At 60.9% G+C, this 17,633-nt stretch carries 15 protein-coding genes; 2 read left to right on the forward strand and 13 right to left on the reverse strand.

What is annotated here, in order from left to right; translation table 11 throughout:
- Window positions 1-60: 60 nt before the first annotated feature.
- The 12 genes from J2W46_RS09640 to J2W46_RS09695 form a co-directional block, all read right to left on the reverse strand.
- On the reverse strand, window positions 61-861 hold the full coding sequence (locus J2W46_RS09640; protein ID WP_020068542.1) for a crotonase/enoyl-CoA hydratase family protein: 801 nt from the start codon (window positions 859-861) through the stop codon (window positions 61-63).
- Window positions 862-863: 2 nt separating this feature from the next.
- On the reverse strand, window positions 864-2,462 hold the full coding sequence (locus J2W46_RS09645; protein ID WP_310353142.1) for a class I adenylate-forming enzyme family protein: 1,599 nt from the start codon (window positions 2,460-2,462) through the stop codon (window positions 864-866).
- Window positions 2,463-2,480: 18 nt separating this feature from the next.
- Window positions 2,481-3,668: an acyl-CoA dehydrogenase family protein gene (locus J2W46_RS09650; RefSeq protein ID WP_310353144.1), complete on the reverse strand. Its 1,188-nt coding sequence runs from the start codon at window positions 3,666-3,668 to the stop codon at window positions 2,481-2,483.
- A 13-nt stretch (window positions 3,669-3,681) separates the two neighbouring features.
- Window positions 3,682-4,560 (reverse strand): nitrilase-related carbon-nitrogen hydrolase, encoded by an 879-nt coding sequence (locus tag J2W46_RS09655; RefSeq protein WP_214876634.1) that lies wholly within the window; start codon window positions 4,558-4,560, stop codon window positions 3,682-3,684.
- Window positions 4,561-4,595: 35 nt separating this feature from the next.
- Window positions 4,596-5,492: a glycine betaine ABC transporter substrate-binding protein gene (locus J2W46_RS09660; protein ID WP_310353148.1), complete on the reverse strand. Its 897-nt coding sequence runs from the start codon at window positions 5,490-5,492 to the stop codon at window positions 4,596-4,598.
- A 36-nt stretch (window positions 5,493-5,528) separates the two neighbouring features.
- A complete protein-coding gene (locus J2W46_RS09665) occupies window positions 5,529-6,248 on the reverse strand; it encodes an ABC transporter permease (RefSeq protein WP_020068537.1) in 720 nt (239 codons plus the stop codon).
- Window positions 6,245-7,363, reverse strand: coding sequence for an ABC transporter ATP-binding protein (locus tag J2W46_RS09670; RefSeq protein ID WP_310353150.1), 1,119 nt, complete (start codon window positions 7,361-7,363; stop codon window positions 6,245-6,247). The genes J2W46_RS09665 and J2W46_RS09670 overlap by 4 nt, the downstream gene beginning before the upstream one ends.
- A gap of 2 nt (window positions 7,364-7,365) precedes the next feature.
- Window positions 7,366-8,091 (reverse strand): ABC transporter permease, encoded by a 726-nt coding sequence (locus tag J2W46_RS09675; RefSeq protein ID WP_310353153.1) that lies wholly within the window; start codon window positions 8,089-8,091, stop codon window positions 7,366-7,368.
- Window positions 8,092-8,399: 308 nt separating this feature from the next.
- Complete coding sequence (locus J2W46_RS09680) at window positions 8,400-9,752, reverse strand: MFS transporter (RefSeq protein ID WP_310353156.1); 1,353 nt, start codon at window positions 9,750-9,752, stop codon at window positions 8,400-8,402.
- Window positions 9,753-9,938: 186 nt separating this feature from the next.
- A complete protein-coding gene (locus J2W46_RS09685) occupies window positions 9,939-11,504 on the reverse strand; it encodes a hypothetical protein (protein WP_310353159.1) in 1,566 nt (521 codons plus the stop codon).
- A 199-nt stretch (window positions 11,505-11,703) separates the two neighbouring features.
- Window positions 11,704-12,396 carry a phosphatase PAP2 family protein gene (locus J2W46_RS09690; protein WP_310353162.1) on the reverse strand — a complete coding sequence of 231 codons (693 nt, stop codon included), beginning with the start codon at window positions 12,394-12,396 and terminating at the stop codon, window positions 11,704-11,706.
- A gap of 477 nt (window positions 12,397-12,873) precedes the next feature.
- Window positions 12,874-14,295 (reverse strand): UbiA family prenyltransferase, encoded by a 1,422-nt coding sequence (locus J2W46_RS09695; RefSeq protein WP_310353165.1) that lies wholly within the window; start codon window positions 14,293-14,295, stop codon window positions 12,874-12,876.
- A gap of 207 nt (window positions 14,296-14,502) precedes the next feature.
- Between J2W46_RS09695 and J2W46_RS09700 the strand changes: the two genes are divergently transcribed.
- Both J2W46_RS09700 and J2W46_RS09705 read left to right on the forward strand, forming a co-directional pair.
- Window positions 14,503-14,703, forward strand: coding sequence for a hypothetical protein (locus J2W46_RS09700; protein ID WP_310353167.1), 201 nt, complete (start codon window positions 14,503-14,505; stop codon window positions 14,701-14,703).
- Between the two features lie 194 nt (window positions 14,704-14,897).
- Complete coding sequence (locus J2W46_RS09705) at window positions 14,898-16,457, forward strand: ABC1 kinase family protein (protein WP_310353169.1); 1,560 nt, start codon at window positions 14,898-14,900, stop codon at window positions 16,455-16,457.
- A 107-nt stretch (window positions 16,458-16,564) separates the two neighbouring features.
- Here the strand turns inward: J2W46_RS09705 and J2W46_RS09710 are convergent, their stop codons facing one another.
- A complete protein-coding gene (locus tag J2W46_RS09710; protein ID WP_310353172.1) occupies window positions 16,565-17,569 on the reverse strand; it encodes a L,D-transpeptidase in 1,005 nt (334 codons plus the stop codon).
- Window positions 17,570-17,633 lie beyond the last annotated feature (64 nt).

A 17,633-nucleotide genomic window follows, 5' to 3' on the forward strand; every position in this document is an offset into this window, starting at 1 on the left:
CGCATATTGCGCCGCGCCGGTCCATTGCCTCTTTTGCTGCGATTTACCGGTCCGTTCGCATTAATCGCCGGTGTAATTCGGCGTGCGCTTCTCGAAAGTGGCGGCGAGCGCCTCGCGGTGATCTGCCGTGCGATGCACGATTCCCTGAAACGCCGCCGACAGTTCCAGCAGGCTCGGCAGGTCCATCCGCTGTCCTTCGCGAATGAGGCGCTTGCTCATGCGCAGCACGTTCGGAGGATTACTCGCGATGCGCGCCGCAAGTTCCCTGGCCGTCGACAGCAACTCCGCGTCGGGCACGACCCGCGATACCAAACCCCAATCCAGCGCGCATTGCGCGTCGATGGGCGTGCCTGTAAAAATCATTTCGGCTGCACGCGAGAGGCCGACCGCACGCGGCAGCAACCACGCGCCGCCGTCGCCGGGAATGATGCCGATCTTCGCAAAGCTTTCCGCGAAAAGCGCGCTGTGCGCGGCGATACGGATATCGCACATCAGCGCAAGGTCGCAACCCGCACCATGCGCAGGTCCGTTGACTGCGGCGATGCAAGGCAGGTCGAGTTCATGAAACGCGCGCGGAATGCGTTGAATGCCACGCCGGTAGTTCTCGCGTATCTGCGCGGAGTTGCCGCCGAACGTTCCCACCTCGTCGCGCATGTGCTTGATGTTACCGCCCGAGGAGAACGCGGGACCCGCGCCCGTGAGCACGATTGCGCGCACGTTCAGATCGGCTTGCGCTCGCTCGAGGCTCTCGACGAGCGCATCGACCACTTCCATTTCGGTCAGTGCGTTGCGCGTTTCAGGACGGTTCAGCGTAATGGTGGCGACGCCGCCGTCCAGTTCGTAAAGTACCGGTTCGTTCATGATTACGTTCCCGTTTGCAAAAGATTCTCGTGCACCGAGGCGGCCAGTTCGCGCCGCAGAACCTTGCCGCTCGGATTCAGCGGCAAGCGCTCGACAAACAGCACTTTCTTTGGCCGCTTGTACGGCGCGAGGTCGTCACTGGCCTTGCAGAATGCGATGATCGCGTCCTCCGTCAACTGCGCGTCGCTGCGCACGACGAAAGCCGTTACCGCCTGGCCCCACTTCGCGTCCGGCACGCCGATTACCGCGGCCTCCTGAACGCCAGGGCAGTGGTACAACACCTCCTCGACTTCACGCGGATAAATGTTCTCGCCGCCCGAGACGATCATGTCGTCGGCGCGACCGTGGAAGTGGAAATAGCCGCCCTCGTCGACGCTGAACAGATCGCCGGTGTACAGCCAGCCGTCGCGGAACTTCCTGGCCGTTTCGACCGGATTGTTCCAGTACGCACGCGCGAGTTGCGGGCCGCGCACAATCAGCTGACCCACCTCGCCCGGCACGACGCCTTCTGTGGAAGGCACGGCGCGCGCCGGGTCGTTCGTCACGACACGGCAGGTGCTGATCAAAGTCGGCTTGCCGCAGGAGCCGAGGCGCGCGAGTGCGTCGCGCGGATGCAGCAGCAGCGTGAGGCTCGCCTCCGTCATGCCGTAGCCGTTGTAGACGTTCGGACAGAACTCATCGATCACGCGTTGCATCGCTGCGGCCGGAATGGCCGCGCCGCCCGTGGTGATCATCCGCAGGCTGCTGTGATCGCTCTGCGTGAATGCGGGATGAAACAGCATGTCCTGAATCTGTGTCGGCACGGCAAATAGTGTCGTGATGTCATATTGCGCGATTGCGGCGAGCGTGCGCGCCGGATCGTAGCGCGGCAGCACGATGTTGGCCGCGCCGACCATCAGGTGCGGCATGAAATACGCCTGCATGCCGCCAACGTGGTAAAGCGGCGCGATGTGGAGCGCCGAGTCGGTGCTCGTGAGGCTGTACTCCATGACGCAGTTTGTCGCGATCGCGACGTCGTTGGCATGGGTGTGTATCGCGCCTTTCGGACGCCCCGTCGTGCCGGACGTGTAGACGAGCGCGGAAATATCGTCGGGCGTCAGCGTGGGCAGCGGCGCATCGCGATGGCGCGTACTGTCTATCAGCGCATCGAAGTCGCGGTGATACGAAGGCGCATCGTTTCGATCGGGCTCATCCGTATGGTTCCCGTGCCCTGCCACGCGCACGTAGATGCGAAGATCGGGCAGGCCCTGCTCGATCTTCGCGACGACCGGCTGCATCGAATGGTCGTAGATCAGTGCGCGTGCACCGGCATCGCGGATGATGAATATCGCTTCGTTCGCGGATAGCCGGTAGTTCATCGGGACGGCAATCGCGCCCAGCAACTGGCAGGCAAGATAAGCGGTGGCTGTTGCGTCCGAGGTCTTCTGGAAGATTGCGACGCGGTCCGTTTGCCGCACGCCCAGGTCGAACAGCGCCTGCGCGAGTCCGCGCACGTGCTCATCCCACTGTGCGTAGGTAAAACGCGAGTTACCGCAGACCAGCGCGAGACGGTCGGGGTACTTCGCGACCGTATTTTCGAACAGCGAGGTAATGGTCAGCATGATGGAAATGGAATGCGCTCAGAGGTTGATCTTCAGATCCGGGAGATCGCGCGAGGCGATCAGGTATTTCGCCATTTCCGACGTCCCGCCGACAATTGTCAGCGCGCGCGCGTCGCGATACAGCTGTTCAGCCCGGCCGTATTCCTTGGTGAGGCCATCGCCACCCAATATCTGCACCGTTTCGTTCACACAGAAATTCGCCGTCTCGGTCGCGACGAGCTTGGCCATTGCCGCTTCCTTCATCAGCGCCTTGCCGTCGGCGCCGGCGTCGTACATCTTGGTGGCGCGATAGGTAATCAGCTCGGCGGCGTCGATGCGCCAGCTCATCTGCGCAATCTTGTCCCAGATCAGTTGCTTGCAGCCGAGGAATTGCCCGAACGTCCTGCGTCTTTGCGCATGCTCACGCGCGATTTCGAACGCACTACGCGCGACGCCGAGGCCCGAGCCGCCCAGAATCGCGCGCTCGAAGTTGAACATGCCGCGCATGATGGCGGAGCCCTCGCCCGCGCCGCCCAGCAGGTGGTCGACTGGCACGCGGCAATTGTCGAATTCGACCTCGCCGACGATGCAGCCGTGCCGGCCCATGAACGTGTAATTGCGAGGAAAGCTAATGCCGCAGGCGTCCTTCGGCACCGCCACCGCCGTAATGGCAGGCTTCGCGTCATCGCGCGGCGTGATGCCGTAAGCAATATAGACGTCCGCTACCGAAGCGTTCGAGATATAACGCTTGAAGCCGTTGACGACCCATTCGTCGGTACGTGCGTCGTATTCGACGCGTGTTTGCATGTCCGCCGAATCGCTCCCCGTGCCCGGCTCGGTCACACAGATCGCGCCGACCGCGCGGCCATCCAGAATCGGTTCGAGATACGCATCGCGCAGCGCCTCGCTCGCGTGACGATGCAACGGATATGCGCAACTCAGCGCCGTGGCAATGGTCGTTTCGAATGCATAGTTGATGGCGGACGCTTCCTCCGACAAGATCGTCGCGTGCGTGAGTCCGGGCTTTTTCAGCGAGCCGCGATAAAGGTCCGCGAACATGAGCCTCAGATAACCGGCTTCGGCCAGCGCGCGCACCACGTGCTTGACGGCTTCCCAGTCGCGCCGGTCTTCGATATCGGCCGCGCGCGGCGCAAGTTCGCGCTGCAGAAAGGCCCGCACTTCCGCGCGGAACGCGCGGTCTTCGTCGGTAAGGAGAAAATCTTGCATGGCAGGCGACGCTTCAGGTGTTGACAGGTGAATGAGCCGCACGGATGCCGCGGCCCGCATAGACGCGGGAGTCCCGCACGGTCGGCAGCAGGAAGCGCGCTTCGCGCAGCGCCGCGTAGTCGAGTTCGCCGACAACCAGCTCTTCGTCGGTAGTCGAGCCCATTGCAACCGTGTTGCCGAACGGATCGAGAATGCGCGAACCGCCCCAGAAGCGCAGCATGCCTTCGGTGCCGATCCGGTTCGCCATCACCACGGCGACCCCGTAGGTCACCGCGTAGAAGCGCAGATTCAGTTCCCACGCAGAAGGGTTGTCGAAACCGCCGCCTACCGCTTCGCGCGCCGAACTGATCGGAGCGGCGAGCAGCGTCACGCCGTCGCACATCAGGTCGTGCACGAGAGCCGGATTCCACAGGTCGTTGCAGATCGGCGTGCCGACGCGCCAGTCGCGGTCGATGCCGAATGCGCCGAGTTCCGCTCCCGGCGCGTAATACAGGCCATCGCGCAGCTTGCCGTAGGTCGCCAATTGAATCTTGCGATGCACGTGCACGATCCTTCCGTGCGTCACGGTCGCCTGGCTGTTGTAGAACTGGCCACCAGGCGCTTCTTCGATGAAACCGAACGACGTATGGAGCCCGACGCTCGCTTCGGCAAGTGCGGCAATGGCCGGGTGATCGACATGCATTGAAAGCTGCAGCGCGTCTTTGCCCGCGCTATGTCCACACAGCGACAATTCGGGGAACAGCAGCATCGAGACGCCGTGCTTGCGCGCTTCACCGATCATGCTCAGGTGCTTGCCGAGGTTCGCGTCCAGATCGCCGTACGAACTGTCGATCTGCGCGGCGGCAACTTTCAGCGCGCCGTCTCGCGGCGCGTCGAGGGAAGACGAAGGCATGTTCTTGTCTCTCAGGTTGGGTCGGATCGCGAGCGTTACAGCAGACCCGCTTGCTTCAGGAAGTCATGCGAAACTTCGCTGAACGATTTCTTTTGCACGTCGACGGAGGCGTTCAATCGAGCCATCGTCGGTGCGTCGAGCTTTGCCGAGAGCGAGTTCAGGATTGGGCCGAGCTTCGGGTTAGCGTCGAGCGTCGCCTTGCGGATCACGGGCGTCAGCGCATACGAAGGAAAGAAGCCCTTGTCGTCCTTAAGAATGACGAAGTTGAATGCCGGCACGCGGCCATCGGTGGCGAAAACGAGCGCGATGTCCACCTGACGGTCCTTCAATGCCTGATACGTGAGACCCGAGTCCATCCGCTTAACCTCGTCCTGCGAAAATTCGAAGCCATACAGTTTTTGCAGCGGACGCAGCCCGTCGGGGCGAGCATAGAACTCCGAGTTGGACGCAAAGCTCAGCGTCTTGCCTGACTTGATGGCCTTTGCAAGATCGCTAAGGGTTACGATGCCGAGCTTCTTTGCTTCGTCCTGATTCATCGCTAACGAATACGTATTGTTCGCACGAGAAGGATCGAGCCACACCAACCCTTTCCCAGCGTCCAGTTCCTTTACCTTCCTGTATGTGTCTTCCGGCGAAAGGCGATCATTGATCTTGTTGTACGTGATCAGCGACGTTCCGGTGTATTCCCAATACACGTCGACCTGTCCGTTCTCTTGCGCCGCGCGCAACACCGCGCTGCCCAAGCCGTCTTTTTTCGTAACGGTGAAACCCTTGGCCTGCAATAGCTCGGTCGTCATCTCGGCAAGCAGTTGCTGCTCCGTGAAGTTCTTGCCGCCGACCACGACATTCGCCGCCGCACAAGTAATGGTCCACGACGACGCAAGGGAAATGGCGACGAGCGCGCAGGCCCGCTTGAAGAAGGCAATGTTCATGATGTCCTCGAAGAAACGCGTATGCGTGTGATTGAACTAGCGTTGGGGAGTGACGCCGCGCGACACGAGATGCACCTGCATCTGGCCGATGAGCACGTCGGTGAGAACCGCCAGCACCGCGGTGGGAATCGCGCCTGCCAGCAGCATCGAAAAGTCGTTCATGTCGATGCCGGTAAAGATCAGTTCACCGAGTCCGCCGCCGCCGACCAGAAACGCAAGCGGCGCCGTTCCGACGGTGATAGCGAGCGCGGTGCGGATGCCCGCAAAGATCACATAAAGCGCGTTGGGCAATTCGACGCGAAATAAGACCTGCCTCGGTGTCATGCCCATGCCGGTGGCCGCTTCGATCAGCGCACGCGGCACGGCGCGCAGGCCTTCGAGCGTGTTGAGCACAATGGGCAGCAAGGTAGCCACCCACAACGCGAAAATCGACGGCCAGCGGCCAATGCCAAGTACGCTCATGGCGAGCGCGAGCAGCGCGAGTTTCGGCACGGCCTGCCCCATGTTGAGCGTCTGCAGGAGCGCTTGACCTGCGCGCGCGTGCTTGCCCGACTCGCGGCTCAGATAGATGCCGAGCGGCACCGCAACGACGATTGCAAGCCCGCCGGCTATGGCGACCATCGTCATCTGCGTGATGGACTGGTAGACGATATCGGTGCGATATTGCGCAATGGATAGAAGCCAGTTGTCCGCACGCGCTTGCAGCGGCGCAGCGCAAGCGAACAGGAGAGCGCAGCGTGAGAGCAGTGTATTCATGCGCGGGCCTCCGCTGGCAGACGCAACATGTCGACAATGTGCGCCTGATTCACGTAGCCGACGAAGCGGCCCTCGTCGTCGACAGTAGCAAGCCAGGATTGCCCAAGTGAGAACATCGACGAAATCACGCTGCGCAGGTCATCGCTATGACGCGCCACGCCTTGCACCGGTTTCGCGTGGGCTGCCATCAGCGTGCCCTCGATTGCGCTGAGCTCGGCAGCGCTCAGATAGCCTTGCGGCTTGCCCGCCGCATCGAGCAACACGATCTGTTCGACGCCGTGCCGTTCGAGCAACGCCCGTGCGCGCTCGCTGCTGTCGCCCACGCGTGCGGCGCAATCGCAGGCCGACAAAGCGTCGCTGGCACGCACGAGGCGCAGCCGCTTCAACGCTCGGTCCGCGCCGACGAAGCCGGCAATGAACGGGCTCGCGGGTCGCGCGAGAATCGTGTCCGGTGTGTCGAACTGCTCGAGCCGGCCTCCGCGAAAGATCGCGATGCGGTCAGCCATTTTCACGGCTTCGTCGATGTCATGGCTGACGAACATAATGGTCTTCTTGACCTGCTGCTGAATGCGCAGGAACTCGTCCTGGATCAACTCGCGATTGATCGGGTCGATTGCGCCGAACGGTTCGTCCATCAGCATGACGGGCGGATCGGTCGCGAGCGCGCGCGCTACCCCGACGCGCTGCTGCTGGCCGCCCGAAAGGTCCTTCGGATAGCGCGACAGATACGTCGAAGGATCGAGCGCCACGATCTCCAGCAATTCGGCCGCGCGACGCTTTGTCTTCGCCTTGTCCCAGCCGAGCAGACGCGGCACCACGCTAATGTTCTCCTCGACCGTCATGTTGGGGAACAACCCGATCTGCTGGATCACGTAGCCGATCTGCCGGCGCAATTCGACCACCTCGAACTCGTCGGTATCGCGGCCGTCGATGAAGATCTTTCCCGAACTCGGCTGGATCAGGCGGTTGATCATCTTCAACGTGGTCGTCTTGCCACAGCCCGACGGGCCGAGCAGCACGCAGATTTCACCCGCGCCGACTTCCATGTCGATGCCGTCGACCACCGGGGCGCTCGCGCCTTCATAGCGCTTCGAGATGCTGGAGAGCTTGATCATGATTATTGCGCGTGATGAGGAGATTTACGGAATGACGCCCACGCGCCAAGACGTAATGCCAGTCGGCCGGTCCGCGACGGGCTGCGAAGACCCTTCGGCGTCAGCAGACGTTGCACCCAGCCGAGGCCATAGTCGGCGGCAATGGCAAGAAGGCTTACGAGAATTGCGCCGGCGATCAACTGACGCGGGTCCGATTGCGAAATGCCGCGGCTGATCAGCTTGCCGAGCCCGCCTGCACCGATATAAGCGGCGACAGCGGCAATGCCGACATTGATCACCACGGCCATCCGCACGCCCGCCATGATGATGGGCAGCGCAATGGGAATTTCGACCTTCCACAGACGCTGGCGCGTGGTCATGCCGATGCCGCGCGCGGCCTCGCGCAACGCAGGGTCGATGTTGGTGATCGCGGTGTACGTGTTGCGCACGATCGGCAGTTGCGAATAGAGAAAGAGCGCAATAACGGTCGGGAGAAAACCGATGCCCTGGCCGATCACCGACAGGACCGGGATCATCAACCCGAACAGCGCAACCGAGGGAATGGTCATCAGGATCGCCGCGGAATACAACACGATCTTCGCGGCGCGCGCATTGGCCGTGATCACGATGCCGAGCGGCACGCCCGTGACAATGGCGAGACCGACACCCACGCCGACGATCTCCACGTGCTCGACGGTGAGCCTGATGATCGACGCAAAGTTATCGAGCATGAAAGCAAGGGTTTCCACGTTGTCTCCCGTTCCGGCGTTGACGGCCTGTTCCAGGCGCGTGTCGGTGTGCTTCGCTATGCGGCAAAGATAGCCGGACAAAACTGGGAACCCTTCATCTGCATTCGACTTCGTTTGTCACAAAAGCGACATCGCGTTTTCGCCGCCCGGCATTTCCCTTACAGCACGGGCGTTGGCCGACGAAGCGCTAAGGGTAATCCCCGTCCTCGAAGCGACAGGTCATGGCGGTCGAATGATTCTGGAGAATTCGGAGAAGTTGCCGGGTTCGCTGGAAGCCGCCGGAAGGCGACGGCGCGCGTGGCGTGGCGTTATCGACCGTGCCGACCCGCCACGCTGCGCATTGTCAGCGTGGCGAGCGCGCCTGTGACGAGCCCCGTGAACAGATAGAGCCCGGAAGGACCCGCGACCGACATCGTTGCGGACGCGAGCGTCGGGCCGGCGCTCGCCCCCACCGAGAAGATCAGCAACAGACCGGCGCTCACGGCAACGCGCTCATCGGCGGGGATGCAGTCGTTCACGTAGGAGGTGACGACGCCGTACATGGAAAACGCTACCGCGACATAGAGATAGCCGAAGGCCCGGATCAACCTGTCATCGTGCAGCAGGAACAGCAGCACGCTTAGCGACCCGGTAACTGCCGCAAGACATAGCAGCACCTTGCGCCTGTCGAACCGGTCGGCCAGCCGCGCAACCGGCCATTGCGGCACGAGCGCGGCGAGCAGGGCGAAGCCCATGAAGTGAGACACGTCTGGCACCGCATAGCCGATGCGCCGCATGAATACGGGCTGCATCGTGTAGAACGCGCTATTGAGCGCCCCGGCCGACAGACACGCGGCAACGCCGAGCGGCGCCCAACGATAGATGCTCTGCAACCCCGACAGCCCGCGTGCGAGACGCGAGCCGTATGTGGCACGAGACGCGTCGAGCGCGGCCGTGGCTGCGGGCGCTGTGCCTGCGAGCGCGACCGGGATCAATGACGCCGTGAACAAAGCTGCGACCGCGCTGAAAAGTTCGAACCCACCTGGGTCCGCAAGGCCGATGAGAAACTGCCCGGTGCCGACACCGAGGTAGTTGGTGATCAGATAAGCCGAGAACACGCGGCCCCGTTGAGCGTTGCTCGCGACCTGATGCAACCAGCTCTCGACGACCGTGAAAATGCCGACCAGACAGAAGCCTGTGACGAAGCGCAGAACGACCCACATCGCGGCCGCGCTCCACACGGCGTACCCGAGCGCGCAGCACGCCGAGGCTGCGGCGAAGGTGACGAACGCGCGGTGATGACCGACGCGCGTAATGAGCGCGCCGCCATAAACAGCGCCCAATAGAAAGCCGATGTAATACGCCGATTGCACGACGCCCACCGCGATCGACGGCGCCTGCTGTTGAATGAGGCGCAACGAGATAAGCGTGCTGAGCAGACCGTTTCCGGTGATGAGAATCGCGTAGCCCAACAACAGGACCGCAGTGGAGCGCAAGCTCCCGACGACTGGCGCGGACCCGACGACAGCAGCGGCGGACTTCGCGCCTGCGGTCGCCTCGCCCGGCTGGACAGCGGCGCTGAGCGAACCCGTGCTTTCCCACCCGTCGGCAAGCGGTTGCGTGTCCAATAAATAGGACGCGCCTGTCGGCTGATGGGCAGCCGTTTCGCGTGCCTGTTTCATTCGGGCTGAGTCTCGTTCTTACTGTGCGGCACGGCTGTAGCGACGTGGCGGGGTTCCTTCGAATGTAATGGTCAACAGCCGCGCCGGCATGCCGCGAATGCGACGTCCGCTGGCAGAAAAACGACATTCTTCGAGCGGCCTTACGCACCGTAAGCGGCTAGCCGATCGGATGCATGATGACCGCGCTCACCGAGGAAGCATTCGATAGAGTCGATGTTCCGGTAGCGTCGCAACGAGTTGCCAACCGGTTAGTGTTTCAGAAAGACGCCGTTGCGGATCGAACACAGCGAGATAGACTTCCGTGAAGCGGGTTTGCAGGTCTGGAAACCTGTTCTGCAAATCCGCGGCCCATGCGCGCAACATTCCGTCGTTCGCCCGGAATGCCGTGTCGCCATTCTCGATATCGTCCTGGAACTTCCTCAATGCCGCGTTTTCCGCGCGATAAAGCACCGGCTGCTGGCCCGCTTTCAGATAGAGATCCGGTACGAGAACCCGATCGAGCGTTGCAAGCGCAACGACCTTATCCAGATACGGATTCCAGCGGTGAGGCGCGGTCCTTGGGGAGGGATAAGTCGTGTCCTGTTTGTATTGAAACAGGACCGAGCCCGATTTCAGCGACGCGAAAGTAGCGCGGTACGCCTGAATGGAAGGCTTCGCCGCACGCCAATCGGCAGTTACCGTCGCAATGCGAAACAGGAAAACAATCGCGAGCGCTAGCGCGCCGACCCGTTGCAGACGCGGTGCCGAAGCCCGTACATCCACGAGCGCTGTCAGCAGGAATGCGAAGCTCAGCGCGCATCGCTCGACCACGCCATAAGAAGCAAATGCGGAGAACGGCGCAAATAGCGCTACCAGCGGAAGCGCAATCACCGTGATCCGGCACTCAGGCTTACAGGACCACCACCTCATTAGAAAGCCGATGGCTAATGTCAGGCCCATGCTTGCCAGCACTGCGACGTCGGCCGGGGGATTGCCGATTGCGAAGACATCGAGCCAACGGCTGACTTTGGCGAATATATGAACGAAGCCGAAGTCGACGGAGCCACGAAGTCCGCCGGTACTGCTATGCGCCAGTAATACCACGGGAAGTATCAACGGAACCAGGCTTGCGCTCGCGTGCGTGATGAGCGAGCGGATTCGCAATTTCCCTTCCTGCAGGAAGCAGCCAAGCTCCCATGTTCCTATGACCAGTGCAAAAACGGCCAGAGGAAAAAGATGGCAAAAATAAATCACAAGGGCGCTGCAAGACGACGTTATGATCCGCGCGACCGTGAACCGGCGAAGCGCCACATGCAAGGCTATCGCCCACAAACAAAGGCCAGTCCCGAACAGAAAGTTATCGTAACCGCGTATCAGGATCCAGTTGTAGAGAAGCAGAAAACTGAATAGCGGAAACCACGACCACCGGCCATTCAGAGCACGGCTAAGAACCAGGCAGCCCGAGCTTAGCAACGAGAGTTCGACAACGATAAAGAACCATGCAGCCCACTCCACCGGCATCAACTTCGCGATCCACGGCAGGGTCAGGTCCATCGCAAGGTCGGGCAATGGGTCCCACCGAACTACGAAGTTGCCAGCGTAGGAACCCGGATGCGCCAGAATGTCTACTCTGACGATGTTATAGAAGTGCTGTCCCAATGGCGGAATCGACGAGACGAAGAGCGGCGTGCAAGCCACAACAGTAGCAATCAGCCAGACGCTCCACAAATACAACGGCCTGCCGGTATACGCCGTTCCGTTTCGAGCAGTCATCAACACCCCTTTTCAGATTGTGCAGACCTTTGGTCTTTGGATATCACCTGGAGAAGGACGGCGCTCATCTCGGCTCTTATTCGCGCAGCGAAACACCCACGTCACTGCATGCTACGTGCGGGATAAGAGTCGAGAGGGCCGCATTCGCGTAACGCGCTCCGCTTGAATCGTTCGGTCCACCGTCTGAATGACAAACGAATCAGACAACCTTGAAGACGGAAGTGGCGAAGGCTCTGATTTCATCGAACTGGGTAACGAGCTCCAGGCACAGCACGAATCCCAACATGGCCGATGGTCCAGGATTGCGCTCGATCCAGCGCAACATGGGCGTCGCGTAATGCACTCTCACGGAATCACGAGTCATGATGTAGGTGATGACGATGCCAATCGCGGCTCCGGCCAACAGGTCGGTTGGGTAATGGAAGCCGAGGTAAGCGCGCGGCATGCAAATGAATATTGCAACATACAGCAGCGCAAGAATGCCAACGCGGCGAGAAACGATGAAGATGCCTACCGCAACCGACATCCACAACATTGCGTGATCGCTTGGGAATGAGCTCCACGCTGATAACAAGCTTTCGCTTTGCGGGACAACTGGGAAATGAAGATGCAGATCGGGCGAAAACGCCGGTCGCGTGCGGAACGGTAAAAAATGCGCCAGAAGTCTTCCGGCAAGAAGAGCCAATAGCCCACTCACGGTAGTCGCAATGACGACTTCACGCCGCCATTGCCGACGCTCGGCCGACTGAAACCATAGCCACCATAAAACGGGAATCAGTACCAGACCTTTGAATGTGTACATGTCCGCGATGGCTTGCACCGCATGATTGCACAGGACACAAGAATGGAATCCGCTAAAAAAAGTCTCGATGCTCGTGTCGAAGCTATTCATTTTTCGCGTAGACAATAAGGTACGTACTGGGACAGGACGGTGACCATCCGTCTTGCGGAGTAGGCCCGCCCAACGAGTCGCTTTGCTGCCTGCGGTACACCCAGATTATGTTATTTGCCACCGTACGATGCCGGGAACCGGCTCCCGAATGCGCGCTGGCGCACGCAAGAATGAAGAAAAATCTCCGCTCGGCCGCAAAATGCGGAATGCTTTCAGATCGCCTCAGCCTATCTAGTCGACGTCAGCCGATTAATCGCCGTCATCGGGCATTGCCACTGATCACAACATATCGTGCGAAGTACCCGCACAGGCGGGGGACATTTACGGCCGGAAAAGCGCGCGCCGCAGCGCCCGCACTTTTGAAGGAAGATATGGGCATTCGGCTTGCTCACAGATTTAACCGAGGAGGCGTTTAGAGTAACGGAGCGCTGAGGAAAAGAAAGCGAAACCGAGTTGCATCGATTGAATGCTCAGAGGTCAACTTGCCGCTATCACCGTCGCCACGCAGAGAAATACTACGAGCAAGCTCAGGCGATTCTTGATGGTGAAGACAATTGGATCGTCATGCATCTCGCCGCGAAACGCTAACATCCATACACGGCTGATCCAGAAGAGCAGCAGTCCGAATAGAAACCACAGTGCGTGTGGATGTCGATAAAGCACGCGTACATCGGATGAATTCATATACAGCGCGAGAACCAGTACTGCGACATAACCGGAGGCCGTGCCGAATGAACGCAGAATGCCCAGATCCTGCGTGACGTATCCGCGCCCCACTGCGCAGACTTTTGCTTCACGTAATAGCGCGTCGAGTTCCGCATAGCGTTTGACCATGGCGAGGCTCAGAAAGATCAGAATCGAAAACATGATCAACCAGTCGGAAAGCGGGATGTCCCCCGCAGCGCCGCCGGCCACGACTCGCGCGGTGTAAAGAGCCGCGAGAACAAAGACGTCGACAAGCATGAACCGTTTTAGCCTGAGCGAATACGCAAGCGTGGTCGCAAAGTAGCCGGCCAGTACCAGCTGAAAAGTGAAAGGCAGTAGCAGAGCAAATCCCGCAGACGCGATAAGAAGCACACATCCGAGAAGCATGCCGAAGGCCAGCGACAACTGTCCCGACGCAAACGGCCGATCGCGCTTGTGGACATGGCGTCGATCCGCGTCGAGGTCCAGCATGTCATTGAGCAGATATACAGACGAAGCGCAGAAGCAGAAAGAAAAAAATGCAATGACCTCGGCTTGCAGCGTGTCTGCTTCGGTAAATCGGTGCGATGCAAGCAGCGGCACAAAAATCAGGAGATTCTTGACCCACTGGTAAACACGCATTTCCCTGACGGTAAGCGCGATTAGCGATCGCCGATCCTCGAAGAAGAGAACCTTGTGATTGACCATTTCGGCCGCCTCGGCAATCTGGCGCGTCCCTACAACGATCGCCCGTCTACATTGCTTCCACACCGGCACGTCACATAGCGCGTTGCCGCAATAGTCGAAACCGTGCGGACCGAATTCTTCGGACAACGCAGAAGCTTTATGAACACCCGACAGATTGTGGGCGTCAGTGCTTGCCAGAATCCCTTTGAAGAAGCCGAAATACGAGGCTATCTCTTCAGCGAACTTGCGGTTTGCAGCGGTGCATAAATATAGATCTCTGCCATACGACCGTTCTTCTCGCAGATACTCCACGAGGCGCGCGTTATAAGGCAGCACCGTCACGTCGATGGCGGCACGCTGAGCAATCTGCGCCTTCAGATGAGCCTTGCCGCGCAACAGCCAGCCAATACATAAGAACGCGTACAGTGGATTTCGTTTTACAAGCACGAGGAACGATTCCACCAGGAGGTCGGTGCTCGTCAGCGTTCCATCGAGATCGACACAAAGGGGTACGCTCGCTTCGGCCATCATTTCCTCGTGTGAATGTGTTTGGATGCTCGATACGTTCACGCAACGCGCACTGCATACACTTCCCGCTTCGAGAATAGTGGTCTAGTTGTTCCAAACTGTGCGCCAGAACACATTTGTCACTGCGTCGTTAAAAAAACTGTCATAAAGGCTGCAAAGCGATTTTCTTCAGGTTTCCTTAAGTTTTTCGCCATACCATCGTGGCGGATGTATGTTCTCCGCTGTGCCGCACTCTCCGCTGTGCCGCACGAACACCATTTCGAGAACTGCTCTCCTCAGAAAACAGCGGCGCTCACACGTGTCGCTTATGTGGGTCATGAGCTTGGTTCGTTCTTCCTGCATGTGCTCGATACCGAATCGATCAGCGCAATCGCGAGCATCATTGGCTTCGAGAAAAACCAGCGTTGAAGTTCGAACAATGGTCAGATGCGATCATCAAAGGGCGCATAGCGAGACTGACGCGTCCAGCACGCTGCCTCCATAGCAAGACCGGGCTGCCGGTTCGCAGAAGCGCCCGTCGGCGCGCATTCCTGATAATCTGATTGTCCTGGCCCCGCGGCGCCCAGTTCTTGTGCGCCGCATTGCCGCCAATCGAACTGCCGATGCCCCCACTGTTTCGCCGCTTACTCCTGCTCTACCACGCACTGCGTTACGGCGCGCGCCTGATCTGGCTCGCCGCGCCAGCCAATCGCAAGCTGCACTGGCTGGTCGAGCTTGTCGGCCGCGTGCATTCGTCGACACGCAGCGCGCGCAGTGTTCACAGCCTGCTGCCCGCGCTCGGCCCACTGGCGGGTCAGTTCGCGAAGACGCTGGTCGAGCGCCCGGAACTGGCAACCTCGACATTGCACGACGCGATCGATGCGATCGATCATATGGAAGCGCCGCTGCCGCCGCGCGGATCCGAGGAAGCCTTGACACGAGCGTTCGGCCGGCCGCTCGCGACCCTCTTCAGCGCGGTCGACCTGATACCGGTGCGCAGCGGCTTCGCCGAACAGACGCATTTCGCGCGATTGCTGATGCCGGTCAACGGTCATCGCGAGGTGGCGATCAAATTGCTGCGTGCCGAACAGTTGCAGCAGATCGGCGACGAGCTTGCGCTTTTGCGATGGGTCGCCCGCTGGCTGGAAAAACTGTCGAGCACCGCACGACGCCTGCGGCTGCGGGCGCTGGCTCAAACCTTCGCGGACGAGATTCAGCGCCGCTTCGACCTGCGCGCCGAGGCCGCCAACCTGAGCCAGACCGGTCATCATTTCGAGGGCGACACGCGCCTCGTCGTACCCGACGTTATCTGGGATCTTTGCACCAGTCACACGCTCACGATGCAGCGCATCGACACGCTGCCGGCTACCGACCTGAGCGGTCTGCACGCGCATCAGGTGAAGCTCGCACCGCTCGCCGCGCATATTGTGGAAGTGGTGACCGAGCAGGCATTCGAACACGGCTTCTTTCACGCGACGCTTGACGCGCGACGGGTCCGCGTAAGCGTCGAGCCCGATTCTTTAGGACGACTCGTGCTGGCGGAATTTTCGATCATGTCCAGCCTCTCGACCGGCGAGCGCGAGTTCTTCGTTCATGGCGCGACCGCCCTGTTCGAGCAGGACTACGGCCGGCTCGCAGAACTGCACCGCGACGCTGGGCACGTGCCGCATCAGACTCGCCCCGAAATGCTCGAAGCTGAATTGCGTACCCGAGCCGAAGCGCATTTTGCGGCGGCTGCGCAAGATCGTTCCGCCGGGTCGCTCTTCCACCAACTGCTGCACGCGGTGCTTCCGTTCGATGGTGTTGTTTCCGGTCGGCTCGCCACCGCGCAACGATCGTTCCATCAGGCGGAGATGCTGGCGCGCGCGCTGCATCCGGGCGTCGATACCTGGAACATCGCGCGGCGCGTGCTCGCGGACATCGCGCGCCGCGACGTCGATCATCGCGGCTGGTTCCAGCGCATTTCACGCGAGCTGCCGCATCTCGCCCATATGCTGCCACGCGTGCCGCAACTGGCCGTGCGCTATCTGCAGCACGAACACGACCGCGCGCGCTCGCCGCAGCAAAACGCCCGGCTGCTCGCCGACATCGGTCGCGAATACCGGCGTACGCGGGCGCTGTTGTGGGCGTGCGCTTTGTGCGGCGGAATACTCGGCGCGGGCACGATGTTGCTGATGCGTTGATGGATGCGTTGATGGATGCGTTGATGCGTTGATGGCATGGGGTCGGCGGCACTAATGCGCGGACCGCATGGCGCTCAAGACGCTGACCTCCGACCAAACGCCGCGCATCAATCCGCCGTGTCCGCCCCCGCCGGCACTTTGGCGCGCGTCCTGGCGTCGGGCGCCGGCGCCCACGCCGGACGAGCCTTGCGCGCCGAATCCACCACGACGATATACCGTCCTGCCCACGGCATGACCTGCCGATCGCTCTTCAACACCCACAGCGATTTGCCCGAGTCGACGAGCGCCTCGTATTCCGCGTCGAGGATCCCGTAATGATCCAGAAAAGTGTTGAGCGATGCGGGGATCCGGACGCAACCCTTCGAGTGGCGCACGCCGAGCAACGGCTCCAGCCGGTCGGGGTCGGTGGCGTGCATCTGGAATCGCATCTGCGAAATCCCGCCCTTGCCCCAGCCACGCTCTGCCTGCGCCCAGCCCAGATCGAAAATGCGCATGTCACGCTTGCCGTAGCCGCGGATATGGTTCTCGTTCTCGGTGCCTTCAGAGCGGAAATCCATGTTGGACGGCGTGTGCTCGAACACGCCGAGCGGCGTGACGAAGTGGTCGTACTCGCCTGGCCGTCCGGTGGACACGGGCGACGCGCCGATCATCTGCCAGGCGTCGGCGGGCGCCGCGCGGAAATAGATCAAGAGCGCCTGCACGTTTGCATTGCGGTCGACCATCACGACGTATTCCCCGGACAGTTCGCCGAGCTCGTGCTCATGCAACGCCGTTTGCAGACGAGCGGCGTAAGCGCGCTGCTCGGGCGCCGGTACGTTGAGCCGTCGCGTGACGTGGCGGGCGAATACATCCCGCAGCGCGAATGCCCGGCGCGGGTCCACGCCGCCTGCCGCATCGGGTGCCGCGACGGACGACGCATCGACGGAAAACGCCGCTTCGCTCGTTACCGCAGGCGGCCCGGCAGCGAAGGCCGCACAAGCGGAGACGGCAAGCGCGACGCCGCATGTAAGCTTGCTCAACCTGGCAAAGGTGGATAGCGCCTGGCCAGGCGTCCTCCGCATTACGGGAAACAACTCACGCGTGGCGCGCGACAAGGAAAATGCATACGGCATACAGCCGGCTTTGCACTGGGCGGCCACTCGTGCAAGAGTCGGACAGACGAATACAGGCGGGCGA

Source organism: Paraburkholderia strydomiana (assembly GCF_031456815.1).
Classification (GTDB): Bacteria; Pseudomonadota; Gammaproteobacteria; order Burkholderiales; family Burkholderiaceae; genus Paraburkholderia; species Paraburkholderia caledonica.

Bases quoted from the DNA above. Each gene is read 5' to 3' on its own strand.
- J2W46_RS09640 (WP_020068542.1), bottom strand. From the start codon at position 861: ATGAACGAACCGGTACTTTACGAACTGGACGGCGGCGTCGCCACCATT.
- J2W46_RS09645 (WP_310353142.1), bottom strand. From the start codon at position 2,462: ATGCTGACCATTACCTCGCTGTTCGAAAATACGGTCGCGAAGTACCCC.
- J2W46_RS09650 (WP_310353144.1), bottom strand. From the start codon at position 3,668: ATGCAAGATTTTCTCCTTACCGACGAAGACCGCGCGTTCCGCGCGGAA.
- J2W46_RS09655 (WP_214876634.1), bottom strand. From the start codon at position 4,560: ATGCCTTCGTCTTCCCTCGACGCGCCGCGAGACGGCGCGCTGAAAGTT.
- J2W46_RS09660 (WP_310353148.1), bottom strand. From the start codon at position 5,492: ATGAACATTGCCTTCTTCAAGCGGGCCTGCGCGCTCGTCGCCATTTCC.
- J2W46_RS09665 (WP_020068537.1), bottom strand. From the start codon at position 6,248: ATGAATACACTGCTCTCACGCTGCGCTCTCCTGTTCGCTTGCGCTGCG.
- J2W46_RS09670 (WP_310353150.1), bottom strand. From the start codon at position 7,363: ATGATCAAGCTCTCCAGCATCTCGAAGCGCTATGAAGGCGCGAGCGCC.
- J2W46_RS09680 (WP_310353156.1), bottom strand. From the start codon at position 9,752: ATGAAACAGGCACGCGAAACGGCTGCCCATCAGCCGACAGGCGCGTCC.
- J2W46_RS09685 (WP_310353159.1), bottom strand. From the start codon at position 11,504: ATGACTGCTCGAAACGGAACGGCGTATACCGGCAGGCCGTTGTATTTG.
- J2W46_RS09690 (WP_310353162.1), bottom strand. From the start codon at position 12,396: ATGAATAGCTTCGACACGAGCATCGAGACTTTTTTTAGCGGATTCCAT.
- J2W46_RS09695 (WP_310353165.1), bottom strand. From the start codon at position 14,295: ATGGCCGAAGCGAGCGTACCCCTTTGTGTCGATCTCGATGGAACGCTG.
- J2W46_RS09700 (WP_310353167.1), top strand. From the start codon at position 14,503: ATGTATGTTCTCCGCTGTGCCGCACTCTCCGCTGTGCCGCACGAACAC.
- J2W46_RS09705 (WP_310353169.1), top strand. From the start codon at position 14,898: ATGCCCCCACTGTTTCGCCGCTTACTCCTGCTCTACCACGCACTGCGT.
- J2W46_RS09710 (WP_310353172.1), bottom strand. From the start codon at position 17,569: ATGCCGTATGCATTTTCCTTGTCGCGCGCCACGCGTGAGTTGTTTCCC.